Annotated in this window: 23 protein-coding genes; 16 read left to right on the top strand and 7 right to left on the bottom strand. The window is 44.2% G+C overall.

Annotated elements, in window-relative coordinates; all coding sequences use genetic code 11:
• Positions 1 to 10: 10 nt before the first annotated feature.
• On the top strand, positions 11 to 394 hold the full coding sequence (locus K5R16_RS03115) for an MAPEG family protein (protein ID WP_220736085.1): 384 nt from the start codon (positions 11 to 13) through the stop codon (positions 392 to 394).
• A gap of 138 nt (positions 395 to 532) precedes the next feature.
• Here the strand turns inward: K5R16_RS03115 and K5R16_RS03110 are convergent, their stop codons facing one another.
• The 3 genes from K5R16_RS03110 to K5R16_RS03100 form a co-directional block, all read right to left on the bottom strand.
• On the bottom strand, positions 533 to 913 hold the full coding sequence (locus K5R16_RS03110) for a cytochrome c3 family protein (RefSeq protein WP_220736084.1): 381 nt from the start codon (positions 911 to 913) through the stop codon (positions 533 to 535).
• Positions 914 to 1,059: 146 nt separating this feature from the next.
• Complete coding sequence (gene hutH / locus K5R16_RS03105; protein WP_220736083.1) at positions 1,060 to 2,709, bottom strand: histidine ammonia-lyase; 1,650 nt, start codon at positions 2,707 to 2,709, stop codon at positions 1,060 to 1,062.
• A 53-nt stretch (positions 2,710 to 2,762) separates the two neighbouring features.
• The gene (locus tag K5R16_RS03100) at positions 2,763 to 4,322 is read right to left on the bottom strand and encodes a flavocytochrome c (protein WP_220736082.1); all 1,560 of its coding nucleotides are present in this window, start codon (positions 4,320 to 4,322) and stop codon (positions 2,763 to 2,765) included.
• Positions 4,323 to 4,517: 195 nt separating this feature from the next.
• Here K5R16_RS03100 and K5R16_RS03095 point away from each other — a divergent pair, with 195 nt between their 5' ends.
• Positions 4,518 to 6,044 carry a sigma-54 dependent transcriptional regulator gene (locus K5R16_RS03095; protein WP_220736081.1) on the top strand — a complete coding sequence of 509 codons (1,527 nt, stop codon included), beginning with the start codon at positions 4,518 to 4,520 and terminating at the stop codon, positions 6,042 to 6,044.
• 148 nt (positions 6,045 to 6,192) lie between these two features.
• Here the strand turns inward: K5R16_RS03095 and K5R16_RS03090 are convergent, their stop codons facing one another.
• Complete coding sequence (locus K5R16_RS03090) at positions 6,193 to 7,350, bottom strand: porin (protein WP_220736080.1); 1,158 nt, start codon at positions 7,348 to 7,350, stop codon at positions 6,193 to 6,195.
• A 472-nt stretch (positions 7,351 to 7,822) separates the two neighbouring features.
• Between K5R16_RS03090 and K5R16_RS03085 the strand changes: the two genes are divergently transcribed.
• The 11 genes from K5R16_RS03085 to K5R16_RS03035 all read left to right on the top strand — a co-directional run bounded on the left by K5R16_RS03085 (position 7,823) and on the right by K5R16_RS03035 (position 22,126).
• A complete protein-coding gene (locus K5R16_RS03085) occupies positions 7,823 to 9,085 on the top strand; it encodes an efflux RND transporter periplasmic adaptor subunit (protein ID WP_220736079.1) in 1,263 nt (420 codons plus the stop codon).
• Positions 9,086 to 9,114: 29 nt separating this feature from the next.
• Positions 9,115 to 9,360: a hypothetical protein gene (locus tag K5R16_RS03080; protein ID WP_220736078.1), complete on the top strand. Its 246-nt coding sequence runs from the start codon at positions 9,115 to 9,117 to the stop codon at positions 9,358 to 9,360.
• 55 nt (positions 9,361 to 9,415) lie between these two features.
• Positions 9,416 to 10,177 carry an ABC transporter ATP-binding protein gene (locus K5R16_RS03075; RefSeq protein ID WP_220736077.1) on the top strand — a complete coding sequence of 254 codons (762 nt, stop codon included), beginning with the start codon at positions 9,416 to 9,418 and terminating at the stop codon, positions 10,175 to 10,177.
• 18 nt (positions 10,178 to 10,195) lie between these two features.
• Positions 10,196 to 11,497, top strand: coding sequence for an ABC transporter permease (locus tag K5R16_RS03070; protein ID WP_220736076.1), 1,302 nt, complete (start codon positions 10,196 to 10,198; stop codon positions 11,495 to 11,497).
• 16 nt (positions 11,498 to 11,513) lie between these two features.
• The gene (locus K5R16_RS03065) at positions 11,514 to 12,725 is read left to right on the top strand and encodes an ABC transporter permease (RefSeq protein ID WP_220736075.1); all 1,212 of its coding nucleotides are present in this window, start codon (positions 11,514 to 11,516) and stop codon (positions 12,723 to 12,725) included.
• Between the two features lie 170 nt (positions 12,726 to 12,895).
• Positions 12,896 to 14,308 (top strand): sigma-54 dependent transcriptional regulator, encoded by a 1,413-nt coding sequence (locus tag K5R16_RS03060; protein ID WP_220736074.1) that lies wholly within the window; start codon positions 12,896 to 12,898, stop codon positions 14,306 to 14,308.
• Positions 14,292 to 15,692 (top strand): PAS domain-containing sensor histidine kinase, encoded by a 1,401-nt coding sequence (locus tag K5R16_RS03055; RefSeq protein WP_259649754.1) that lies wholly within the window; start codon positions 14,292 to 14,294, stop codon positions 15,690 to 15,692. Before K5R16_RS03060 ends, K5R16_RS03055 begins: the two co-directional genes overlap by 17 nt.
• 270 nt (positions 15,693 to 15,962) lie before the next feature.
• Positions 15,963 to 17,189, top strand: a complete 1,227-nt coding sequence (locus tag K5R16_RS03050; RefSeq protein ID WP_220736073.1) for an efflux RND transporter periplasmic adaptor subunit — start codon at positions 15,963 to 15,965, stop codon at positions 17,187 to 17,189.
• Positions 17,189 to 20,323, top strand: coding sequence for an efflux RND transporter permease subunit (locus tag K5R16_RS03045; protein ID WP_220736072.1), 3,135 nt, complete (start codon positions 17,189 to 17,191; stop codon positions 20,321 to 20,323). Before K5R16_RS03050 ends, K5R16_RS03045 begins: the two co-directional genes overlap by 1 nt.
• Entirely contained in the window at positions 20,316 to 21,830 is a 1,515-nt protein-coding gene (locus K5R16_RS03040; protein WP_374758369.1) for an efflux transporter outer membrane subunit, read from the top strand. The genes K5R16_RS03045 and K5R16_RS03040 overlap by 8 nt, the downstream gene beginning before the upstream one ends.
• Positions 21,831 to 21,898: 68 nt before the next feature.
• Positions 21,899 to 22,126 carry a hypothetical protein gene (locus K5R16_RS03035; protein ID WP_220736071.1) on the top strand — a complete coding sequence of 76 codons (228 nt, stop codon included), beginning with the start codon at positions 21,899 to 21,901 and terminating at the stop codon, positions 22,124 to 22,126.
• Between the two features lie 424 nt (positions 22,127 to 22,550).
• Here K5R16_RS03035 and K5R16_RS03030 read toward each other — a convergent pair whose 3' ends face one another.
• The 3 genes from K5R16_RS03030 to K5R16_RS03020 form a co-directional block, all read right to left on the bottom strand.
• On the bottom strand, positions 22,551 to 22,763 hold the full coding sequence (locus K5R16_RS03030; protein ID WP_248973587.1) for a DUF1272 domain-containing protein: 213 nt from the start codon (positions 22,761 to 22,763) through the stop codon (positions 22,551 to 22,553).
• A gap of 117 nt (positions 22,764 to 22,880) precedes the next feature.
• Entirely contained in the window at positions 22,881 to 23,453 is a 573-nt protein-coding gene (locus K5R16_RS03025; RefSeq protein ID WP_220736070.1) for a TetR/AcrR family transcriptional regulator, read from the bottom strand.
• A 21-nt stretch (positions 23,454 to 23,474) separates the two neighbouring features.
• A complete protein-coding gene (locus tag K5R16_RS03020) occupies positions 23,475 to 24,902 on the bottom strand; it encodes a coniferyl aldehyde dehydrogenase (protein WP_220736069.1) in 1,428 nt (475 codons plus the stop codon).
• Positions 24,903 to 25,073: 171 nt separating this feature from the next.
• On the opposite strand from K5R16_RS03020, the gene K5R16_RS03015 reads away from it, so the two are divergent.
• From K5R16_RS03015 to K5R16_RS03005, 3 genes are all read left to right on the top strand, one after another.
• A complete protein-coding gene (locus tag K5R16_RS03015) occupies positions 25,074 to 25,454 on the top strand; it encodes an STAS/SEC14 domain-containing protein (protein ID WP_220736068.1) in 381 nt (126 codons plus the stop codon).
• Between the two features lie 197 nt (positions 25,455 to 25,651).
• Positions 25,652 to 26,083, top strand: coding sequence for a universal stress protein (locus tag K5R16_RS03010; RefSeq protein WP_220736067.1), 432 nt, complete (start codon positions 25,652 to 25,654; stop codon positions 26,081 to 26,083).
• A 49-nt stretch (positions 26,084 to 26,132) separates the two neighbouring features.
• The gene (locus K5R16_RS03005) at positions 26,133 to 26,576 is read left to right on the top strand and encodes a universal stress protein (RefSeq protein ID WP_220736066.1); all 444 of its coding nucleotides are present in this window, start codon (positions 26,133 to 26,135) and stop codon (positions 26,574 to 26,576) included.
• The last annotated feature ends 3 nt before the right edge of the window (positions 26,577 to 26,579 follow it).

The raw sequence follows: 26,579 nt of genomic DNA, 5'->3' as shown, positions 1-26,579 counted from the left end.
AGGAAATTGAATGACCACTTTACTTATCTGTTTATTGATTGCCATGTTGTTGCCTTATCTCGCTAAAGGCCCCGTTGCTATTGCTATGGCAAAACTTGGAGGCTACGACAACAGTCATCCGCGCGAACAGCAATCAAAGTTGACAGGTTATGGTGCAAGAGCGGTAGCTGGCCACCAAAATGCATTTGAATCGCTGCTTATTTTCGGTATCGCTGCACTTACTGTGATGGCAACGAATAATGTCAACATGGTGGTAGAGGTTGCTGCGGTCGTGCATGTTGCCGCTCGAGTGGCATATCAGATCCTTTATTTAAAAGATAAAGGCACCCTAAGAAGTGTATCTTGGTTCATTGCTATCATCGCTAGCTTTACTGTGTTTTGCCAAGCTTTTTAGAAGAGAAATAAATGTTTGCTGAGTAATGGAGTTGTACAGACGGAGAAGAGAGTGCATAACTTCTTGATTGAAGGTATCACAGCAACATTTTGTGCAGTTCTCATCCGTCTTGGGGGCAAGCTAAATATGACGATATAGTTATCGTTTCATGTCTGGGTATTCAAACTCGTGGCATTGATTACAATATACTTTGCTCTCTTTATGCTCTTGATGACAGTAAGTACAAGGTAGATCTGTACCGTAATGTAGACTGTCATGGGGATTAGGCTCTACATCATGGCCCGCATCTACTGGACGCTTAGTTAGTTCCGCAATATCCCCTGGTGTGCCGTGACAAGTCTGGCAAGCACTCGTATTTGGAATTTTTTTCCGCTTAACTTCGCCGTGACAGAAACTACAATCAACTTTCCCGTTTTCACCGATCATTATCTCTTTATGGTAGTCCTTTATCTTCATTGCATTTGCTGCAGGGCTAGCGAGCAGCATTATCGTGCAGATTGCTGTCAGTATTCTTAACATCGTCATTCCTATTTTTACTCGAGTATTAGTTACTCATTAGTGTTATCGAGTGTTTCTGATTGATAGGTAGCATGCGCTTAATGTTGGGAGAATCGACAGGTAAGCGATAGGCTCGTTTACCTGTCGATTGCCTGTGATTAAGCGGCTTAGTAGGCTGCTATAAATGCAGTTGATGCCTTAATATCTGGTGTGAACGGGCGGTCAATTTCTACAAAAGGTACTTGCTTACGGAATGCTTTATACATGGTATTAGTTGCATTGCCTTGCTTTAGCTTACTGTTAGCAAGCTTACGAAGGTCAATAGCTTGAGTTGAGTGCATCAGTTCAAGCCCATACATAACATTAGTGTTATTAACGATTTCAATCAGATTATCAGAAGCTAACTTTAGGTTCGTGAAGGTGTCTTCAATGTTACCAGCAATCGAAATACCGTCGAACGATACTGGGTTCGCTAGTGCCTTATTTCGAACTTGCATATCAACGAAAGTCTTTTGGATGGCTCCAAAGGCATGGCCGTTGTTACCAGGCGCGCTTAAGAAACGAGGTAGATGAGTAAAGTGATCATCTGATAGGTGAATTGTTCGCATAGCACTGTTATGTGATACATGGGTCAAAGCAATACTTAACTGTTGAACCGCAAGTGCAACCGGTAATGGTTCAAAATTAGTCGTTGGGAATACCCCACCTTTACCTTCAACTAAGTACTTAGACACTTGTGAATTATTACCATAATCTTTACCTGCACCAACAATTACACCAGGGTTATCATCTGAGTGGTTGATCTGGATATCAATCATTTGGCCCAAGTCCGCCAATGCTTTATAAGCGCCGGAAAAGGTATATGCAGTAGTACGATAGCTTAGTGGATCTTGTAGCGGACGTTCGCTATTGGCATCCCATAAATAGCTACCTGATAAGCTATCTCTTACATTAGCTGTCGCTTCTTTTAGATATGGGAATGGACGAATATCGTTTGTCTGAGGTAGGAAAGGTGAAACGTTACCGTTCAATCCTTCAAGGCTTAAGCTAAACACGGTTGGTGATACTTCTAGTAGGTGCTTGGCATTGCGATAGCCCTGCATTGCGTATGTGACAGCAACAGAGTTATTAGACAAAATAGATAGTGCATCTTTACCGACTGGATCAAGTGGCGCAATTCCTGCTTTTTTCATCGCTTCCGTACTGCTCATGGGCTCGCCTTTGTAGATCACATCCCACTCACCAATCATAGCCAGACCAACGTGTGATGATAATAGGATATCTGCTTCACCAACGGTGCCTTTAGATGGAATTATCGGTGTAATACCATTATTTAAGTAAGCTTTGTATAGTTCGGCAACGTAAGGTTGAACCCCTGTATGGCCAGATAAAATAGTGTTTAAGCGAACCGCCAATGCTACGCGAGTTAAGCGAACAGGCATAGGCTCCCCAACACCAGCACTATGAGCACGCAGAGTGCTATAGTTAAATGACTTCGATGCTTTCATCACTTCAGGGCTTAGCTCACCGTTAGCAGCAAATAATTTGTGGTCTTTATTTAAGCCTACACCTACAGTTAAGCCATACACAGGTTTACCAAGGCGTGCAGCTTCCATTAACAGCTCATGTGCTTTTACTAGAGCAGTCGCTGATTGCGCGGCAATTTTTACTTCTGCACCATCGGCAATATCCCAAGCTTGTTGCTGGGTAAAATGTTTTCCGTCAAGAACGACAGAGTTTGCGGCAAGCGCTTGGCTTGCTGTAAGTGCGAATGCTAAAGTAGTTAAGGCAATATTAGTTATAGTTTTCATCTTCATAATTTCCATCATATTTATCAGCTGGCGCAACGCGCTCAACTTTATTGAATTAGTTAGACTTGCTGTAAGTTCACGGCTTTAGATTGAGCGCAGTGTTGTCCGGCATTTCGTCCTGTAACTACACCCTCTGCAACGGCACATGCTCCGAGACGGCTTGCACCATGGATCCCACCAGTCGCTTCTCCTGCAGCAAAAAGGCCTGCTATAGGTTTGTTGCTCACTAAGTGCAGTACTTCTGAGGCGGTGTTAACCTTAACGCCACCCATGCAGTAATGGACTTTTGGCCACATTCTAACTGCGTACCAAGGACCATTTTCTAGTTGCATTGCTTTTTGCATTGGTCGACCAAAATCGACATCTTTGCCTTGTGCTACGGACTCATTCCAGCGCTCTACTTGGGCTTTTAATGCTTCGGCGGGCATTTTGTAGAGGTTGGCTAGCTCTTCAAGTGTGTCGGCTTTTTGAATGACCTTGTACTTAAGTCCCCAATCGAGAGTTTGTGCATCTTTGGCTCCTAAAGCGTTGGTAAAACCAATAGGATATACAGGGTTACCTCGGTCATCTCTGCGGGTCATAATGGCATCAGCACGCGCTTTGCGGTCAGCAAGCTCATTGAAGAAACGCTCGCCGGTGCGAACATCGACCACAATACCTTTAGGATAGGTTGCTATGGTGTTGAACTGTGATGCTGTACCAAAGCCTTTTTCATCAGGCGATGCCCATGGGCCTAATTGAATTTGATCCAAATGAATTGGATTCGCGCCTAAGAGCATCATCTGCTTTAGCGCCTCTGAAGTAGCTCCAGCATGGTTAGTTGAATCTAATTCACTGGTTAGTTTTGGTTGTTGCATTTGGCGATATTCGATATCTCGGCCAAAGCCTCCGGTCGCCATGATCACACCTTTGCGTGCGCCAATCTTCGCCATCTTACCAGTTCGAGCTTTCGGGAAATAATAGCCTTGGCGAACTTCGATGCCGATCACGCGACCTCCTTCATCTTTTACAAAACCTTCGAGCTTGGTTTGATTTCGCATGTCAATACCATGCTTGTTAGCTGCTTTGATTAATGGTCGGATAATACCTGCACCTGAGCTTTGGACTGTTTGTAGTACGCGAGGAAGAGAGTGGCCACCAAAGTGTTGCACAAACGGTTTCCATTGCACGCCATAATTGGTTAACCATTCACAGGATTCTGCGGTGCCGTTACATACCAGTTTTAGCATTTCGACATCATTCATGTCTCTGCCTGATTCCAGCATATCTGTAACCATAGTTTCTACAGAGTCTTCAATGCCCTCTTTTTTTTGTAACGGTGAGCCTGCAACCGCCATTGCACCGCCATTAATTGTCGAGTTGCCACCAAAAACAGGCATTTTCTCAACGATCATTACACTAGCTCCAGCTTCTTTAGCTTGAATTGCTGCAGACATACCGGCAAAACCACTACCAACAACGATGACGTCAACAATTTCATCAAACCGAGCTTCGCTCTGCTGCGTGCAATTATTAGCATTAGCCGATAATGCTACACAGCCTATACTGGCAACTGCCATTGCTGCGCTACCCTTTAGTAGTTGGCGCCGCCCGGGACTTGCCAATTTATTTTCATTCATTCTGCGCTTCCCTATATGTATTCTTCTAATTATGTATCTTGGCGACTAGCCTTAGATATCATGCTGATAAAGTTGCAGTGACTGTGCCAATTACCTCAAAGTAGGGGGATATAAGGTGATTTATGAGCAGGGACACAGAATCACGAAATATAATGATTTACTATCACGAAACTTCGTGGCTACCTCGATATATCAATGAAGAAACAATTTTACTATCAGGCTACTCAGTGTTTGTGCAGTAGTTTATCGCTAGAAAGTGCCCTAAAAAGTTACTATGATTATGTCAAACAGCATTTGCCAATTGACGGTATATTTCTCAATATTTATCGCCCTGCTCATGGGGATATACAGTTCTTATCACATGTTAATCAAAGCCAGGCTATGGCGCTTGATAAGCAGGTAAAACTTTCTTCAGAGATGGAGTTAGTTCTGCAACAAAATGATCGCCCTGTGATACGTATTATCAATGATATCAATCTAGATAAAGTTACTGGTTTTGTTGCTCCTCAAGTCATTCCCGATATTGGTTCTGTCATTTTGCTGCGAATGGTAAGCAGTGATACCCATCTCGGAGTGGTGGGGTTTTACGCTAAACAACCTGGAGTGTTTAAACCGCTCCATGCGGACTTGATTGAACCTCACAAAGATACATTTTCGTTGATTACCGCATTCAATTTGCGTGGGCGTAATTTACTTCGAGCTAATCAGGCTCTAAGCCAAGAGAATGATAATCTTAAGCGTGGTCTTTTCGCTCCTGACGGCGTTGTTGGGGCTGAAGGTGGTTTGAAAAAGGTTATGGTACAAGTTGATGCCATTGCTGCACTGAACACTAGCGTGTTAATGCAAGGTGAGACTGGTTGCGGTAAAGAAGTTATCGCCAATGCGATTCATGCTAAATCAAATAGTGCTGGTAAGCCTTTTATTAAAGTTAATTGTGGTGCGATACCTGAAAGCTTAATAGACTCAGAGCTTTTTGGTTATGAAAAAGGCGCCTTCACGGGGGCTGAAAGACGCAAGGCTGGATACTTTGAACAGGCAAATGGCGGCACTATATTTCTGGATGAAATTGGCGAATTACCGCTTTCTGCGCAAGTACGCTTATTACGCGTGCTACAAAATAGCTCGATTACTCGTGTTGGTGGTTATGATAGTGTGCAACTTAATATTCGAGTTATTGCTGCAACACATCGAAACCTTCAGGCTATGGTGCATGAAAAGACCTTCCGTGAAGATCTCTGGTATCGTTTAGCAGTATTCCCAATCGAGATCCCTGCATTACGTCAACGACGCAGTGATATTCCGGCATTAGTACAGTACTTTATAGAAAAGTTAGCGGCTAAATTTAACCTAGAACAGCTTCCGAGGGTTATGCCTGAACAGTTGGCTTTGTTGAATAATTACGGTTGGCCCGGCAATGTGCGGGAACTAATTAACGTACTTGAACGAGCTATTATTCAACAGCCACAAGGACCATTGAACTTTGATTTATTACAAGTACAATCGGCTGAAGAGGTCGTTACTCAACCTGGGTTGACTATTGTGGTTGACCCAAGTCATGCAAGTGACAAATTAGTGCCGCTAGAGGTGATGATTAGTAAATACATCAGCCATGCAATGCGTATTACAGGGGGGAAACTCTATGGTCCTGGCGGAGCGGCAGAATTACTGGATATTAATCCTAATACGCTTAAGAGTAAGATGAAAAAACTTGGTCTGTGTTAAAGCTAGTCAGGTAAATTGTTGCGCTAAATAATAAAAGCACCTCCTCGGAGGTGCTTTTATATTATTGCTATAAGCGGGAGCAAATAAGCAATACTCGGCAAGTTAACGGTTGTCCTGCACGCACTAACTTGGTGATGGCTAGAGTGATTTAGAAGAAATAGCGAATACCAACGGCGTAGCTATTGTCCTGAAGCTTTTCAAAGCTTTTATCATCCATATCACTGAAATCTAGCTTAGCTTCAACAAACATTATTGTGTCATTGCTATATCGATAGTGCATGCCAAGTACGGCAAATTGGCGAGTCCAGTCACCTTGAATAGTGGTCGATGAATCGGTATCTAAGTCTTGATATGACAATAAGAAGCTAGGAACAAAGCCATTTTCATACTGATAAGCAACTAAAAACTCGCCACCGGTTGAATCATACAATTCACCTGCAACCAACTCATTCTGTTTACTTTTATGAGCATTCAAACCCATGTAAAAACCATCAGCTTCACGGTTTGGTGCGTACTGATAAAATGAACCATATTGTGCTCCAACACCAATGATTTCATTGGTGTCATCAACGCTTTCGCCAGCAAGCTCTCCTTTAAAGTCGCCGCGATTTATCCCTGCTAATACTTTAAATTTGTCAGTAAAGTGGTAAGTTAGACTTGCCCCATAACTTGTATCAAAGCTGATATGAGAGCCATCGTTAACGGCAATCCCATCTTTATCATACAGCGCCACATCACCATTTTGCTTGGCGGCATACTGTAAAGCAAAGCTCAAATTACCAAATGAGTTGCGGTAAATAAATGCAGAGTCAGCACGACCAGCCCCCGTTAAACCTCCATCGCCAAATGTATACGCGCCAACCGAGTAGCCGGTGTACACATTTAGTACGTCAGTTGTGTAGGCTACATCGTAGTAAGCACCCCATTGCTTGCCAAAGGTCAGGCTACCCCATTTTTCGTTTGCAAGACCAACATAACCTAAACGGTTGAATAGAAAGTCTGAACTCTTTTCTGCGCCGAGCTGGCCTCCAGTGTAGCTTAATGAGTCATCACTGGTGACCATATTAATGCCCCACTCTGTATGGGCAAAGCTACGCCAGCCATTTTTTTCTTTCCGGTCAAATCGAAAGCCTATTCGTGAGAAGTTGTCTACAACAGCAGTGTCGTGGGTATCATTAATGGCTGCAAAACCTAACCAACCAATCATGTTGACGCTGTTAGTTTGGTCATTATACAGCTCTACCGCTTGAGCGGAGCTAGCCATTAAAATCGACGGTATTAAAAGCGCCATCAGTTTCTTATTCATTTTGTTTCCCCTAGTTTTATTTTTATAAGCTGATCATCATTGGTTAATCCCAATACCCTTGACGAGCAGCTAACGTGCCAATGAGGAAAAACATGTGTTTAAACGAGAATAAACAAGAGCAAGATCGACTAACCACGAAATATCGTTAAAGCTGATCGTTTAATATCGTGTTGATAGTGAAATATCGTTGTTAATAGCTTGGTGGTGATTTGCGCTATAAGTGTTGTTATTAATCATTGTTGTCGCGGCTTTTAAAGCTAGCGTACGGACACGGACACTTTCCCCATATCGGACAATTAAATTGATGAGCGGACACTTTTAACGAGTGGCAGCGGACACTTTTAACTGCCGATTATCATAAAATATATCTTAGCTATTGTTATTAAAGGTTTTTGTATTGTTGGCACGCTGATTGCATTAATAAAACCATTGGAACAGGTTTTATAGTCAGCGGACACAGTAGGGATAGCAGATGATTCAGGACACCAGCGCACAAGACACCATTAAGCAACCAAGCAAAGTGAGCAAGGTTAAACGCCCTTTGATATTGGGTATTGCGGCGCTATTGGTTTCAGGCCTCGTTTGGTCAAGCATAGGTAGCGATTCCGTTACGACTTCAATTAAACGTTCTGAGCTGCGCTTTGCCACATTAGAGCGCGGTACGCTCATTCGTGATATTCCCACTACAGGTAAGATTGTCGCTGCCAACGCGCCAGTGCTTTATAGCCCTGAACAGGGCAGTGTGACGCTGATTGCTAAGCCTGGCGACCGTGTTGAACTCGGTGATGTTGTTGCCACTATAGAAAGCCATAAACTGACTAACAGCCTAAAGCAGCAAGAGGCTGTGCTTGAGGGAATGAAAAGCTCACTTGAACGTGCCCGCCTTGATGCCCGCAGACAACAGCTAAAAGCCCAGCAAACCTTGGATATGGCTAAAGTCGATTTAGAAGCGGCGGATCGCGAAAGCCGTCGTGGTGACCAACTGATTAAGTCAAAGTTGATTAGTAAAATCGATTTTGAAAAGAGTAAAGATGACCTACACAAAGCTAAGTTACTGTTTGCTCATGCAGGAGAAGAAGCATTGCTGATGAAAGACACCTTAACCTTTGAGCTTAAAAACACAGCGTTAGAGGTTGACCGTCAAGCGCTAGTGGTTAAGGAGCTTGAACGTCAGGTTGCAGCGTTGAATATCATTGCTCCAGTGGGTGGCATTATCGGTAATTGGTTAACTGAGCAAAAAGCGCGTATTGGCCAGAGCCAGCCCATTTTAACCGTGGTTGATTTAAGTGCCTTTGAAGCTGAACTGGCAGTGCCTGAATCTTACGCAGACGAATTGGGTTTGGGTATGGCTGTTGAGTTGAGTTTTGGCGCTATCACCTTGATGGGCGAGCTTTCATCTATCTCGCCTGAAGTACGTAACCGTGAAGTGACCGCAAGAGTGCGTTTTGAGCAAAATGAGAGCTTGCATCTACGCCAGAATCAACGTTTATCAGCCAGAGTATTGCTTGAGCATCGCCCCAATGTGTTGATGGTAAAACGCGGTGCATTTGTGACTAGTGGCGGCGGCCAAGAGGTGTATGTCATGGACGGAGATATTGCCACTCAAACCGCTATCCAACTCGGCGCTCGCAGTATGAGTCACATTGAAGTGATTCAAGGTGGTCAGGTTGGCGATGTCTGGGTGACCTCGAGCATCGATCCTTTCAAGAAAGCTGATCAAGTCCTTGTACGCTAACCGTCAAAGCATCAGTAACGGAGAGTCAAATGAATAAATTTAAAAGCCCACAGCTAGTGACAGCTCTAGCATTGTTTATGTTAGTGGTAGCAGTCCAAGTTTCAACTGATAGCGCAGGAGAGTGGATGTTTATTGGTCTTGATTTGATTGAGCTGACCAATGACGCGACATTGAACCTGCCTAGTATTTCAGATGTTGCGCTTGATACGAGTGACAATATCCAACAGATAGCGCTGACAATAATAAATAGTTTAGCTGAACAATTGCTTAAGTAACCTCTGTTTCGCCACGAAGGTTAAGTAACTCCATATAATTAAAGGAATAATCACCATGTTATCAATGAAGAATATCAGCAAGGTATTTAAAACGGATTTAGTCGAAACTCACGCATTACGTGATTTTAATCTGAATGTCGAAGAGGGCGAATTCGTCGCGGTAACAGGCCCGTCTGGTTCAGGTAAAACGACATTTTTGAACATCGCAGGCTTACTTGAAGGCTTTACTCATGGCGACTTTTTTCTCGATGGCGTCAATATTTCCAATTTAAGTGATAACAAGAGCGCTGCAATTCGAAATGAAAAAATTGGCTTTATTTTTCAAGGGTTCAATTTAATACCTGATCTCAATTTAGCTGAAAATGTTGAAGTGCCACTGCGTTATCGCGGTTTTAATGCCAAAGAGCGCAAAATACGTGTAGAGCGCGCATTAGAGCAGGTCGGGCTAGCGGCAAGAATGAAGCACCTTCCGACACAACTTTCAGGTGGACAACAGCAGCGCGTGGCGATTGCTAGAGCGCTGGCGGGTGAACCACGTTTCTTATTAGCAGATGAGCCAACCGGTAATTTGGACAGCTTGATGGCGCGCCAAGTAATGGAGTTGTTAGAAGACATAAATAAGGCTGGTACCACCATTATCATGGTGACCCATGACGCCGAGCTTGCCCGTCGAGCGCAGCGTAATATTCAAATTGTCGACGGTCAAGTCTGTGATTTCACCATGTACCAAGGCGAGCAAGGTAGCGTGGCACAAGGGCAATCGGTAGCAGACGTAGCGGCGGCAGAAGTTGTTACTGTTGCTTCATCAGTTGCATAACAGTAGGAGAAAATAACTATGTTCTTTTACTACTTAGATCTTGCATGGCGCAGCATTAAGAAAACGCCATTTCTGTCGCTGTTGATGGTACTGGCAATCTCCATTGGAATTGGGATCACCATTACCACGCTGAATATTTACAAGATGGCCTCTGTTAACCCCGCTGGTGAGCGTTCATCACAGCTATTTGCTGTGCAATTGATGAGTCAAGATCCAGATACTTGGCAAAATATTAATGAACAGATCACTTATCAAGATGCGATGAACCTGCGAAAAAGTGAAGTACCAGTTAGACAAACTGCGATGTTTCGCACCGGTCTTGCAGTGCAAACTGATGATGTTAATTTCTCGCCTATTCTTGAAGGGGTTCGTGTAGCGGATAGTGATTTTTTCGCCCTCTTTGATGTGCCATTTTTATATGGTAACCCTTGGAGTGAGCAGGTTGATCGTGACGGTGGTTATAAGGTGGTTATCAACGAAGATATAAACAACAAAGTCTTCGGTGGCGGCAATAGTGTCGGTAAAACACTCATACTCAATCGCAAGCCATATCAAGTGGTCGGGGTGATAAAAAATTGGAATCCAAGCCCTAAATATTATGACGCTAACAATGGCGCTTTTAATGACTCTGAGCAGATTTTTGTGCCTTTTTCATTAGCACCAATTGAAGAGTTTAATAGCTGGGGTAATAACAATAGCTGGCGTCACGAGAACATTAGAAATTATACCGATCGCCTCAACTCTGAGATGCACTGGGTACAGTTCTGGACAGAGCTCAGTACGCCGGCGATGCAGCGCGAATATAAACAGTGGTTGGGCAACTATGTTGATCAACAGCAGCAGTTAGGCCGATTTAAGCATGCTGAAGCTAGAGGTGAAGTCTCTGATGTTGCGACCTGGATGGTGTTTAACAATGTGGTTCCTGAAGACAATAAAGTACTGGTGGGTTTGAGTGTGTTGTTCTTGGTGGTGTGTTTGGTGAATATGCTCGGCTTGTTATTGGCTAAGTTTTTGAAACGAGCACCGGAAGTGGGTGTTAGGCGTGCCATTGGCGCGAGCAGAATGCAGATATTCTCTCAGCATCTAGTCGAGGTGGGGTTAATCGGTTTTTGTGGTGGAGTGTTGGGCTTAGCTTGGGCGTGGGCTGCGTTGTCGTTATTAGCGTCGAAGTTTGACTTAACCGAGTCATTGGCTCAGCTAGACCAAAGCATGTGGTTAATCGCGCCTGTGATTGCGGTCTCTGCAGCCATTATTGCAGGGATTTACCCAGCTTGGCGCATTTGCAGTACTAACCCAAGTATTTACCTGAAGAGCCAGTAGAGAAAAGGAATTTATCATGTTTCAGATTAAACCTATTATCAGCATGCTGATGCGCAATAAAAGCGGCCCGTTATTGCTGTTAATTCAGATTATTCTGTCAGTTGCCATAGTGGCTAACGCAAGTTTTATTATTAGCGAACGTATTGGCTTAATTAGCCGTGAATCGGGGATTGTCGAATCAGAGGTGTTTGACTTTAGCGTCTACAATTTTGACGAAAGCATCGTGCCTGAGACTCAAAACCTACGCGACCTCGACATTATTCGTCAGCTCGATGGGGTTAAAGCTGCGGTTTCAACCAGTATGACTCCCTTAAGCGGTGGTGGCTGGTCATCAAACTTTGCACATGGCACTAGCGAAGAGGATCGAAAAGACAGCCCTAATTCGGCTATCTACTATAGCGATGAGCAGTTTATCTCGACCTTAGGTCTAAACCTTATCGAAGGACGTAACTTTTATCCCGATGAAGTGCATACAGGTGGCCCTGAACTGGCTAGCCTAGCGATAGTATCTGCTGAATTTGCTAAAGAAACTTTTGGCGATGAACCTGCGGTTGGACAGGTCATGTACCGCGGTAACATTGGTGACCAACCGATGAAAATCATCGGTGTGGTGGAGCGTTTACAAGGTGCTTGGGTTGATAATGATAACTTAAATCGCAGTGTGATATTAAATGTCGAGCTCAATTATGCTTTTAATCGAATCTTGGTGAGGGCAGATGAAGCTGCAATCGCAGGGCTAAAAGAGGCGATACCAGCAGCGCTGCACAAAGAGCACCCTAACCGCGTAGTTACTGACTTTACTACCATCACTGAACACCGCACCAGTGTTTATCGTAACCACGAGTTGATGGCGTCAGTACTGTCGTTGATGGTGGTGTTATTGCTGCTGATCACCTCGTTAGGTCTTGCTGGAATGGTGATGTTTAATATTGAGCGCCGCACTAAACAGATAGGCACGAGACGAGCATTAGGGGCTAAAAAGCGCGATATTGTGAGTTTTTTCTTAGTTGAAAACTACTTGATATGTCTTATTGGTGGCGGTTTAGGTGGCTTGATTGCCGTGCAACTCGGGCAGCAGTTGATGTCGCTTTATAGTTTACCAAAGCTCGAACTTATCTACCCGATTGTTACAGTAGCAGGCCTTTTAGTACTCACAACCGTGGCGGTGATTTTTCCGGCTCGTAAAGCGGCAAAAATCTCTCCTGCAATAGCCACACGAAGTGTCTAATATCTATCGCTAATTTACGATGAATAACGGCTTGATTGTCATCTTCAAGCCGTTTCGATTGTTTAAGTGATCTAAGATGAACTATTGATTGAAAAGTTAATCGCTTTATCTCTGTTTCGCTTTGCGTTAGTTTTAGGCAAGCCTTATACACAGATTATAAAAAAGAAACTATGGAAACGATTCTCATCGTTGATGATAACCAAGCAGTATGCAGTGCTTTATCGCTGATGCTGGAATTACATGGCTATCAAACACTGACCTGCTTGTCACCGGAAGTGGCAGCAGAGTTAGTGCAGCTGCATGATATTGCACTTGTTGTACAAGATATGAATTTTACCCAAGATACCACCTCGGGCGAGGAGGGCGTATCGCTGTTCTATGCTTTAAGAGCGTTGCAGCCACAGCTACCGATTATATTGTTAACGGCTTGGACTCAACTTGAAGTGGCTGTTGAGTTGGTTAAAGAGGGTGCAGCCGATTACATGGGCAAGCCTTGGGATGATGCCAAGCTACTCACCAGTATCGGTAATTTGATCTCACTACACACCTTAACCAAAGCCAACGCAAAACTTGCACGAGTCGATAACCAGCGAATGGCAGCGATAAAAGGTGCTGACCTCTGTGGCATTGTATTTAACAGTGGCGCCATGCAGCGTTGTGTGGATTTAGCATTGCAAATTGCCCGCAGTGATGTGTCTGTGCTGGTGACCGGCCCTAATGGTGCTGGTAAAGATAAGCTGGCTGATATCATTCACGCCAACTCCAACCTAAAACATAAGCCATTTATTAAGGTCAATATTGGCGCGTTGCCAATGGAGTTATTAGAGGCTGAGTTATTTGGCGCAGAAGCGGGAGCTTTTACTGGCGCGACCAAAACGCGTATTGGTCGCTTTGAGGCCGCAGATGGCGGTACGCTATTTTTAGACGAAATTGGCAACCTGCCATTATCTGGTCAAGTTAAGTTACTGCGGGTGCTGCAAACTGGTGAGTTTGAGCGTCTTGGGAGTCATCAAACTCGTCAAGTAAATGTTAGGGTTGTTAGTGCAACCAATGCTGATCTGATTCATGAAATCCAAGTTGGCCGCTTTCGAGAAGATCTGTTTTATCGGCTCAATGTGATTGAACTGGCGCTGCCGGCGCTTAGTGAGCGAAAAGATGATGTTATCCCGCTGGTCAATCACTTTGTCGGCGCTGAATTCTCATTGAGTAAACATACACAGCAAACACTAGAGGCACATCATTGGCCGGGTAATGTACGTGAGCTTGAAAACGCCTGTAAACGTGCAGTGATTCTAGCCGACAGTCATCATTTAAATGCTGATGATTTTGGCCTGATTGAGTTAGACGTTGCAGCTAGTTCACAAACGGTTGAACAGGTTAGTTTCAATCAAGCAAGCCCCAAGCCCCAAGCCGCGCAGGTGGAGACAAATTATCAAGCTGTTAACTCATCGACTGATGAGAAAGCCAATATTCAAGCAGCGTTAGATAGCCATAAAGGGGTGATCGCACGAGTCGCAAAATCACTGGGTTTGAGCAGACAAGCACTCTATCGACGCATGGAAAAATATGGCATTGAAAAATAAACCCAGTAGCCGCATGAGTGGTATTTCTCTGCGCACTAAATTGATTATTGGCAGCGCTCTGGCAACTGCGGTGGGGCTAATGTTATCGCTGAGTTTATTATTATGGTTTGCGGAGCCAGCAGTTTCACAAACGATTGTTAAACAATTTAGTTTGCTGCTGCTTATCATTTTTGGCCTATCTATTTGCATTGCTATTACAGTAAGTTACTTATTAACTCGTCATTTAGCCACCAGTTTAATGGCACTTGAAGTTGGCTTGCTCAATTTTAAAGATAATGACTTTAGCGTGAGTTTGCCCGTCGGCGGCGATAAACAGCTACAAGCATTAGCAGTATTGTTTAATGAGTCAGCCGAAGCATTGAGGAAAGAGCGTCAGTATATTTATCAACGTGAACTGCTGCTCGATAAGGTGATTCAAAGCTCACCAAACGTCATGTTGCTGCTAGATGATGAGCAGCGGGTTATTTACGCTAACGATGCTGCAAGGCACCTTTTTAACCAAGGGCTTAGAATTGAAGGTATTGAGCTTAACGAACTTATTGCACAGGTTGCTGATGAGTTAAGCGCTGCACTTGCAAACCCTAAAGATGGTTTGTTCTCGTTAAGTGCCAAGGACAGTGATTCAAACGGCGATGGAGAGCCTGAAACATGGCACCTTTCCCGGGGGCAATTCCTGTTAAACGGTCAATTTCACCACCTTATTTTACTCAAACAGATGACGCGCGAGCTCAATCGCCAAGAAGTGGCAGTGTGGAAAAAGGTGATCCGCATTATTAGCCACGAGCTGAACAATTCAGTGGCGCCTATTGCTTCTATGGTCAACTCCGGGCGAATGATCACCAAAGATCTTGATGATCCTAAGCTTAAACTCATTTTTGATACTATCGAAGATAGAACCAGTCACCTTAGCCAGTTTATCTTTGATTACGCGCGTTTCGCCAAGCTACCGGTGCCCAAAAAGAGTCTGGTCGATTGGCATAAATTAACTGAACAACTGCAGCAACATTATCGATTCTTCCTTGAAAATGAGTTGCCAAGCTCTAGGGTTGAGTTCGACTTGATACAGATGGAGCAGGTGTTACTGAACCTGTTAAAAAATGCCCATGAATCCGGCGCTGCAGCTGACAGCATCAGCTTATCGATTGTCGATTCCAGTTTGTCGGATGGTACAGAGGGCGTTTACATTGAAGTTAACGATCAAGGTTCAGGCATGCCTGCTGAAGTCCTTAGACAAGCGTTGTTGCCCTTTTACTCAACTAAACAATCGGGAACAGGGCTTGGTTTGCCGCTATGCCGTGAGATTGTAGAGGCACATGATGGGCACATTAGTTTACAAAACCGCGATGATAAAGGGTTGTGTGTCAGATTGTGGTTACCTAAGTAGCGACTTCAGCGCTAAATGAAACTCTCTGGGTGACCAATTAAAGCTAACGAGCTGCTAGCGTTAGTACCGCTTATTAATACTACACCAATAGCGAATAGGATTTTTTGCCCTTAAAGGTGATTTAAATCACCTTTGCTATTGCCGTGGCCCACTTAAAGAACCTAAACTGAGACTACAAATTTAAAACAATAACTGTTTCAAATTCAATTAGATTTACTTGATTTGAAAGCGTGCTTTTACAGCATGATTAGCTGATTCCGGGACGAACCTATGCCAAATTATCTCAATTGCACTGCATTTAAATTCGCACTGATATTTTCATCGTTGGCACTGATCACTGCATGCGAAAAAGAACCAATTAAAATCACTCCTAAATTGGTTGTCGTTGAAAAGGTCGCTACTGCAACCGTGCCCTTGTATGGCAATTATGTCGGTGTCACTAAAGCCTCACTGGATGTTGAAGTACGGGCTCGGGTAAACGGTTTTGTTGAAAACAAGAGTTTTATTGAAGGTAGCGCTGTTAAAGCGGGTGCGCCGTTGTATCGTATCGATAACCGCCCCTATGTAGCGGTGGTCAATCGCTTAAGCGCTAATGTTGAGTCGCAGCAATCGGCACTTGAAAAAGCACAACGCGATGTCGAGCGTTTAAAACCATTGTATGAGCAGGATGCGGCCAGTCAGTTAGATTTCGATAATGCACTTTCGGTACTATCCCAAGCCAAATCTAGTGTCGCAGCCAGTAAAGCAGAGCTTGAAGAGGCAAAGCTTGAACTCAGTTATACCGAGATTAAATCACCAATTAGTGGCTTAGTGAGCCGCTCTGAAGTTGATATCGGCGCGCTTGTTGGAAGCAGCGGTCAATCATTATTAACCCGAGTTAAGCAAGTTGACCCTATCTATGTCACTTTCAACATGTCGGCGCTGGATTACCTTAATGCTCGTCGCCGTATGACCAGTTATAAAGAACAACAGGTCGCGGAGTCAGAGGGGAAGGCGGTTGAAGGCTTCGTCACCATCACTTTACCTGATAACAGCGAGTATCGATATTTGGGTGATGTTGGCTTTACTGATCCATCGGTAAATCCTGAAACGGGAACCTTTCAGGTAAGGGCGGAACTGCCTAACCCAGATAAAGAGCTACTTCCTGGTCAATATACCAATGTAAGGATCAAACTCAGTGAAGTTGATGATGCGATAGTGATCCCTAACAAAGCCACTCAAGTCGAGCAGGGTGGGGTTTATGTAATGGTGGTACTGCCTAACAATAAAGTTGAGCGTCGCTTTATTGTGGTTAAACACCAAATTGAGATGGGCGTGGTGGTTCAAAGCGGATTAAAAGCTGGCGAGCAAGTGATTGTTGAAGGTATGCATCGTGTGCGCCATGGGCAGCTTGCTGAGCCATTAACTGCAGAGCAGTACTATCAAAAAGAGGATCTGAAACAAAAAGAGCAAGCATTGAAACAGCAAGAGCTTGAGCAGGAACAGGAGGACAACTAATGGCACAGTATTTTGTTAATCGTCCGGTTTTTGCCAGTGTCATCTCGATAGTCATTGTGCTGTTAGGGCTGATCGCCATGTTTCAATTACCCATTGATCAATATCCTTACATTACCCCACCACAGGTAAAAATATCAGCATCTTACCCAGGGGCAACGTCAACAACTGCAGCTGAATCAGTCGCTACACCATTAGAGCAAGAGCTTAATGGTCTGCCAAATATGATCTACATGAGCTCCAAGAGCACTAACTCTGGTAGCTCCAATGTCACCATTACTTTTGATGTCGGGACCAATCCAGATCTTGCTGCGGTAGATGCACAAAACTCTACCCAACAAGCAACGGGCAGTTTACCTATTGATGTGCAAACCGAAGGGGTATCTGTTTCTAAAGAGGCCTCGGTTGAGTTACTTAAGCTGGCACTCACCTCTGAAGATGAGCGCTATGATGAAATTTACCTAAGTAACTATGCCACCATCAATATTGAATCGGCGTTAAAGCGTATTCCTGGGGTTGGCCGTGTCCGTAATACCGGCTCGCGCAGTTATTCCATGCGAGTGTGGCTTAACCCCGACACGATGACGGGCTATGGATTAACAACGACAGATGTTATTGATGCTATTAAGGCTCAAAATAAGGAGTCTCCCGCTGGCAGTATTGGCTCGCAGCCTAATGCAGATACACTAAGCATGACACTGCCTATCACGGCTGCAGGGCGGATGAGCAGTGTGCCGCAATTTAATGAAATTATTGTGCGAGCCAACTCCGATGGTTCAATCATACGGCTGCGTGATATTGCCAACATTGAGCTGGGTTCATCAGCGTACACTTTGCAATCTCAGCTTAATGGCAATAATGCCACTATTTTGCAAGTGTACTTATTACCCGGTGCCAACGCGCTAGAAGTGACTAAAAAAGTTAAAGCAGAGATGGCAAAGCTGTCGCAAAAATTCCCCCAGGGGATGAATTGGGAGGTCTTTTTTGATGCCTCTGTGTTTATCGAAAACTCCATTGAAGAGGTAGTGAAAACGCTTATTGAAGCGTTGATACTGGTTATCTTAGTGGTATTTTTGTTTCTGCAAAACCTTCGTGCCACCTTAATTCCTGCCATCGCTGTACCCGTTTCATTAATCGGTACACTTGCGGCAATGCTTGCTTTTGGCTTTACCATTAACACCGTCAGTTTATTAGCATTGGTGTTAGCCATTGGTATCGTTGTTGATGATGCGATTGTGGTGGTAGAAAATGTTGAAAGGTTAATGCATGAAAAGGGCTTAAGCCCTGCGGAGGCGACTAAAGTGGCGATGAAAGAGCTTTCTGGCGCCCTCATTGCAACCAGTTTGGTGCTTGCTGCGGTATTTGTACCTGTCTCTTTCTTATCTGGCATCACCGGCATCATGTACCGAGAATTTGCTGTCGCTATTACCGTTGCAGTGCTCATTTCTACCGTTGTGGCTCTGACTCTTTCTCCGGCATTGTGCGCCTTATTGCTTAAGCCTGGCGACAAAGCGACCTCCGGTATCTTTAAATGGATGAATGATCATTTAGATACAGCTACAGCCAAGTATGTTGGTTTGGTGGTGTTAACCAATAAGCATGCCAAGCGCAGTTACTTAATGTTTGCACTGATGGTGGGCGGCATGTATCTGATCATGAGCTCTTTACCGTCGAGCTTTATGCCTGATGAAGATCAAGGCCGATTCTTTATCGATATGTCCTTGCCTAATGGCGCAACGGTTAATCGCTCGCAAGATGTACTCAAAAAAGCCGAGGCGATAGTGTTGGCTCACCCTGCCATTGAATACTCCTTTACACTCGCTGGCGAAAATAGACGTTCAGGCTCTAACCAAGCTAACGGACAATTTGAGGTTATTCTTAAACCTTGGTCTATTCGTGCTGATAGTGACGCTACTGTGCAAAATGTGATGGAAGATATTAGGCATGACCTACATGATGTACTAGAGGCGGAGTTCAAAATCTATTTACCTTCTGCAGTGCCGGGATTGGGTAATGGCTCTGGGGTGGAAATGGAACTGCAAGATACATCAGGCAGTAACTTTAAGGGCTTGATGGAAACGGCTGATGATCTGGTGGAGGCACTAAAACTACAACCTGAGATCGCTACAGCAGGTCTGTCTTTACAGACCGCAATTCCACAACTGCATTTGAGCGTAGATGAAGCCAAAGCAATGGCAATAGGGGTTAAGATTTCTGATATCTATGGCACGATAAAAACCTTTACTGATTCATCGACGGTGAATGATTTCAACCTTTTCGGTCGAGTCTACCGAGTAAAAGTACAAGCTGAGGAGCAGTTCCGGCAATACCCTGATCAGATTGAGGACTACCATGTTCGCTCTGCATCGGGAGCGATGGTACCTATTGGTGTGTTGGCTAAGTACGACTACTCCGTCGGGCCCGCTGCAGTGACTCATTATAATATGTTCACTAGCGCGTCGATTAATGCATCGCCTGCAAAAGGTTATGCTTCAGGTGATGTGATTAAAGCAATCGAGCGAGTTGCTAAGCCTATGCTCCCTGATGAATTTAGTTACGAGTGGACGGGGATCACCTATCAAGAGGTGCAATCTGCTAACCAAACCGCGATAGCAGTGACACTGGCTATGTTGTTTGTGTTTCTATTTTTGGCTGCACTCTATGAGAGTTGGACTTTACCGATTGCTGTACTGCTGATTGCACCTATTGCGATGTTAGGTGCCTCATTGGGTACGCTTATCAGTGGTATGGAAAGTAATCTGTTTTTCCAAGTTGCCTTTATCGCACTTATCGGTATGGCGGCTAAGAATTCAATTTTGATTGTTGAGTTTGCCAACCAGTTGCATCAAGAGGGTAAGAGTCGCTTAGACTCTGCGGTGGAAGCAGCCAATATGCGCTTTAGACCCATTCTAATGACCTCTTTGGCATTCATTTTGGGCGTATTGCCATTAGTGCTGTCGGTTGGCCCTGGCGCCGTAAGTCGGCAAAGTATCTCTATTCCAATTTTATGCGGGATGATCTTCGCAACCACCATTGGCATAGTGCTGGTGCCGCTATTTTTCGTGACAACGGCTGGCTGGGTTCGCAGTAAGATTAGCGGTAAATCTGCTACCGCGGAGGTATCTACTCATGCCTAAACCAGTAAATTCTCAGCAGCAAAAGGCGATAATCTCAGGCTCACATAGGTCTTACTTAAAAACCTTCAAGCTCAAAGGCGTTGCAGTTAGCATGGCATCAAGCATGTTATTGCTTTCTGCTTGCGCTATGGGGCCAGACTATCAAAGGCCTGAGCTGGATATTCCGCAACAATACCTTGATGAGTTACAGCAAACCGATGGGCAGAATGTCGGGCTTAAACACTGGCGTGAGTTTTATCTCGATCCAGAGTTACAGCGTCTAATTGAACATGCACTTGATCAAAACCTTGATTTGGAAGGAGTTCGTTCAAGATTATTGGCTGCTAGAGCCGGGGTTACAGTTACTGATGCTGAGTTATATCCGGTGGTTGGACTCAAGGCCAGTGGTGAGCGGGCGCTAGATAGCGCATTAACCAGTACCAATCCCGTGGAAGAAGATACTTTTTCCGTTGCTGGTACGGTTTCATGGGAACTGGATCTTTGGGGGGCGAATCGTCGCCGTAGTGAAGCTGAATTTGCTAACTTTATCTCATCTCAAGAGGCACTGAATCTAGCGACTATCAGTCTTATTAGTGATGTGGCTGGTCGTTACTATGAATGGCTTGATATTGAGCAGCGTTACCAAATTTCACTTAATACCGCTGCACTGCGTAAAAAGGAGCGAGATCTTGCAAGGTTGCGTAAGCAAAATGGGGTGATATCCGGTTTGCAAGTCAGACAAGCTGAAGTGGAGTATCAAAGTGCCAAAGTCACATTGCCTGATCTCGATTATGAACGCAATGAAAAGGCTAACCAGTTACGGATCTTATTGGGAGAGTTTAAGTATCCATTAACACCTAAAACCGAAGCGCAGTTAAAAGCTGAAGGTGCGTTGTTCCCAGACTCATTTGCAGTGGGTATACCTTCTCAAATGCTATCGCAACGTCCTGATGTTAAAACCGCAGAGCAAGCTCTTATTGCTGCCAACGCCAATGTTGGAGTCGCTAAGACCGCTTTTTTCCCAAAGTTCACCATCAGTGGTAGCTATGGTTCAGAGTCTCCAAGTCTGAGTGATATTTTTGATAGTGAGGGGGTAACGTGGTCACTACTCGGTGGTATAACTGCGCCAATATTCAACTCTGGTAAGATTTCGGCGCAATATGATATTGCGCAAGAGGAAGCAAAACAGGCGATGCTCAAATACAGGAGTACTGTGCTTGCAGCCTATTTTGAAGTTAATGATGCAATGAACAGTTTTAGGCGTTCAGAATTAGCCATTGAAGCGCAGCAAGAGTTGGTTGAAGCATCAACAGAATATACGCGCTTAGCCATGCTGCGCTACCGCAATGGCGTGTCTAGTTCATTAGATTTGATGGATGCCCAGCGTAGTTTGTTTAGTGCAGAGTTGACGTTAAGCCTGGTAAAACGTGACCGATTGCTGTCTATGATTACTCTGTACCGTGCATTAGGCGGTGGGGTGTTAACCAGTGAAGAGATGCAAACTGAACTTGAGAAAGAGTCACTATAATGTAAGCGTTGAGTGGTGTTATTTTTAGTTAGTTGCTCTTTTTCGTGAGCAATCATCAAGGAGGAATGATGAGTTTGAGTGCAGGAAAATACGATATGGTTCGATTTGTGTTGCTGGTTGGCGTGCTCGGTTGGGGAGTTTCCACCGCAATTATCGTGCAGTTAATTCAGATGATTATGGGAGACATGTCGTTTTTTGATGGGCTTATATCCTCATTGATCATTTTTCCTATAGCAGGGATTCTATTTGGATATAGCATGTGGCGAGTCAAGCTTGCTAAGTCTTTTGAAGGCTAAATATTTGTTTACTTTATTGTGCCTATAGCCCTCTCTTGCGAGTAACTTTCAAGTTAAACAGGATTTAGACAGGAGTCTTTATGTTTTATCGTTCTCAATTCTCGAAACCCTTTTTATTGGTAATTTACATCACTTTTGCCACCGTGGGGGGGGGTCAGGCTGGCTACCTCATCGGTTTGGCTGCGTACTCAGAGGATTTTAGTTTCAGTGCTATTAACTCATTACAGATTAGCCTACTTGGATTGGGATGTTGGGGAATATTTGAATTGGTAAGCAGGCTAAAGAAGATGACTCTAGAACCTCAGTAAAAGTCGCAAGTAAATATGTTTTAGCCAATAACTCCGATGCTGATTAAATCCTCTTAAACACAATAAAGGCCAGCATTTGCTGACCTTTCATTATTTTACAGTTAAAAATTACGTAGCTAACTGAAAAGGGTATTTTTGAGCTCCGCTGCTGGGATCTTAAATGGCTCAATTAACCTAGGTGGCCTAAGTACTAACGCACCTTGGCAGTTGTTACAGGTGAAATGCATTTTTTCACTGCAGCTTTTGCAATAGGTGCACTCGAAAGAGCAGATATAAGCGACCTCTTTTCTCGCCAGCTTGGTCTTGCAGCACTCGCACTCTGTTTTCATTCTTAACATAAATTCACTCCCTTGAATAACTAAGCTACTTCTACTTCTACATCTAAAATTAAAACGCTGGTAACAAGGTTTTTCTCTTCCATGAGCTTGTTACTGTTATAGTCACAATTAGGCCTTCATTGCATTCCAAAACATCGAAAAGCTTGCCTGCTTGTGTGTTTCATTTTGCCACTTATCTGGGTGGTCTAAGAAGTACCTTGTCGCGGCCAAATACTGACCGTGGCAACCTTCTAGCATCAATGATAGCGGATAATTTGCTAGAACGCCTGTTTTTTGACCAAGGGTGATCAGTTCGCCCATAAAGCTCAATATTCCTGTCATTGCTTGCTGCCTGACTTCTGCTGCAATTGAAGGTGACATTGAATATTGCTGAAAGAACTCCTGTTTTAACGGGTTGGCAATCGCCCAATCGATAGCAACTTTCCACAGGTGTTCAGCGTTTAACTGCAGATCTCCCTTATTGCTCGCTTTTGATTGTATTTCAGTTGCAAGCTCTTGCTTTATATTCAGAAAGAGATAATTCATCAATTCATTTTTTGAAGCGAAATGATGAAATAGCGTCCCTGTTGCCACTCCTGCAGTTTTGGCGATAGAGGCGGTTGATGTGGCATAAAAGCCCTGGCTGACAAAGAGTGTCAGCGCAGTGTCTAGTATGGCTTGTTTTTTATCTATTTTACTCATCAGTGAGATTATCCTAATGCTTTAGCGCAGGAAAAACTTTGTCAGCAATTGTTGCAATGCTCCGCCATAAGGAGGGTGGACTAGCTTACCTGTATTAAAGAACTTGCCACGCTTGAGAATCGTTTTAGCATGACTGAAGGTCAAGAAGCCCTCTTTACCGTGGTAGTGTCCCATTCCTGATGGACCGATACCACCAAATGGTGCATCATCCGCGGCAACATGAAATACGGTTTCATTAATACAAACGCCGCCAGAGTGAGTGTGGTTCATGACTTTCTGCTGAGTCGCCTTATCAAAGCTCATTAAGTAGAGTGCTAATGGACGCGGGCGTTGATTTACGTAGTCGATGGCTTCATCTAACTGGCCGTATGGGATAACGGGCAGTAATGGACCAAATATCTCATCTTGCAGCAGCAACATGTCGTCAGTCGCGCCAGTAATGAGCTGTGTCGGGACTTTACGTTTATCGGTATTAATGGCTTCGTCATTGGCACTTACTACGGTTGCACCTTTTGCTTTAGCATCATCGAGAACTTGCATTACACGGTCAAACTGACGTTGGTTGATGATACTGCCATAGTCTTTGTTGTCACTGACTTGGCCATACATCTTGGTAAACTTGCTTTTGTAAGCCTGCACAAAATCATTGAGCTTTTCTTTGGGCACTAGCACGTAATCGGGTGCGACACATATCTGGCCGGAGTTAAGACATTTACCGTAGATCATGCGCTCTACAGCAATATCCATATCAATATCATCGGCTACGATAACCGGTGACTTGCCACCAAGCTCTAAAGTTACTGGAGTAAGGTTTTGCGCAGCGCTGCGCATAACGTGGCGACCAACGGTAGTGGAGCCAGTAAACAACATATGATCAAACGCTAGTGATGAGAATTCTGCAGCCACACCAGCTTCGCCTTCAACGCAGGCAACATGGTTTTGATCATAGATGCTTGCAAGCATGGCAATCAGGACTTTGTTGGTCTCTGGGGTAAATTCTGACAGCTTTATCATTGCTCGGTTACCGGCAGCCAATGCGGTGATCAGAGGGCCTACCGATAGCATAATAGGGAAGTTCCAAGGCACAATAATACCGACAACGCCAAGCGGCTGGTATTGCACTTTAATGCTTGCCGGAGCGAGTAATAGCCCTGCGTGACGACGACTTGGTTTCATCCACTTTTTCAAATGTTTGAGACTATAATTGATGTTGTTGATACACGGCATGATGTCAGAGATATTACTGTCATCAATTGAGCGGTTACCATAATCACGGTTTAACGCCTGAACCAGTTGCTCTTGATAGGCTAATATCGATTTTTTAAGGCTCTTGAGGTGCTCAATTCTAGCCTCGTAGGATGGAGCTGGCTGTGCGAGATACTGCGTACGCTGAGCGACTAGAATATCTGATAAAGGCTGTGTTGCTTGTTGTTGAATTGGCATGTTCATTTTCATCGCTCCAGAGAGTGCTCTTTAAATAACCGACTGATTAGTCGGTCTGATAGTAATCCACTTTTTTGTAAAGGTCAAATATCAGTTTGTTTTGTGAGCAAGATCAACTTCACTTAGCTAAACTGCACTAAAATGAAATGAGGCATTACGTCAATAAAGGAGATAAAGATGAGTGATAAAAGACATGGAATATCAGTAGGTATAGAGCGATTCGACAATAAGTTTCATTTGAACTTTACCGCTAAGGGCAAGCTCACACACCAAGATTATCAATATATGGTGCCTATGATTGAGTCTGCTTTAGCTGGAGTCGAGCATCCAGAAATTAATGTTATTGCCGACGTCACTGAGCTTGATGGGTGGGAGTTAAGAGCTGCATGGGATGATCTTAAACTTGGCTTAGCTCATGGGAGAGAGTTTAAAAAAATCGCGGTGGTCGGTAGCGGTAACTTTCAGGAGTGGATGACAAAGATTGCTGCTTGGTTTACCCCTTATGATGCCAAGTTTTTTGAAGATAAAGAGCAAGCATATAAGTGGTTAAAAGATTAAAGTTGAACGAGTTAATAATTTTTTACTCAAACTATTAAGCTGTTATTTTGTGGCTGTATAGGCTGCGATATATAAAGCCTTTATGCTAGCGATTCAGCTTTGATCTCTGCTTTAGCTTTAGATGGGTGAGAACGAATGACTAAAGTGATTTGCGGCCACAGCAAAGCCTAATTAAACAATGTTTGGAGGAATTCGATATGCGTAATCGACAAATATTATGCCCGACCGACTTTTCTGAAACCGCTTCGCATGCACTGAAATATGCGATAGAGATGGCTAACCTTTACCATGTAGGTTTACGATTGGTGCATGTTATTGATCAGCCTGTAGGACTTGAGAACTACCAAATACTCACCGTGACGCCAGAAGAGCTTGCCAAGAGCATGGAAGATAATGCTGCAGAGCAGATGCACGCGTTGTTAGCCGAGCTTAATAGTGAGTTGTCAGTAGAGAGCGTTATTCGCCATGGCGTTGCTTCGGAGCAGATCCTAAAAGAAGCGGAATGTTCAGAGGCGGGGATGATTGTTATTGCTAGCCACGGGCGTACCGGCTTATCTCATTTCTTGGCCACTAATGTAGCAGAGGCGGTCGCTAATAGAGCTAAGTGTCCAGTGTTAGTGGTGAAGTAGCGAAAGCAAAATTTGGTTACTCACATTATCAGTCAAATAAGGAGTCGCTATGCGTACTCGTCAAATTCTATGTCCAACAGATTTCTCTATAACGGCGTCACATGCGCTCAGTTATGCAGTAGAAATGGCAAATTTATACGGTGTCAGTTTAAGATTGCTGCATGTGATGAGTGAGCCGTTTAGTGAACATCATTATGGGCTAGCAGTAGAAGCCGTCACTGAACTGGAGCAACAGATAACGTCATTTGCGACTGAAAGCTTGCAAAAAATTCAGCTCGATATACAGGCGGAACTCAATCATGGCCTCAGCGTACAAACCGTTATTCGTAGTGGCGATGTGTTAACTGAGATTTTAGCTGAATCGGAGCAGGGGGAAATAGGCATGATAGTGGTTGCTAGCCATGGTCGACAAGGCATTGCGCACCTTCTTAATCCCAATATTGCCGAGGCATTAGCAAATAAAGCTAAAACCCCGGTGTTAGTCGTTAAATAAGCT

This window comes from Shewanella sp. c952, assembly GCF_019654975.1.
In the GTDB taxonomy this organism is placed as follows: domain Bacteria; phylum Pseudomonadota; class Gammaproteobacteria; order Enterobacterales; family Shewanellaceae; genus Shewanella.
This window is presented reverse-complemented; position numbering and strand designations above follow the sequence as displayed.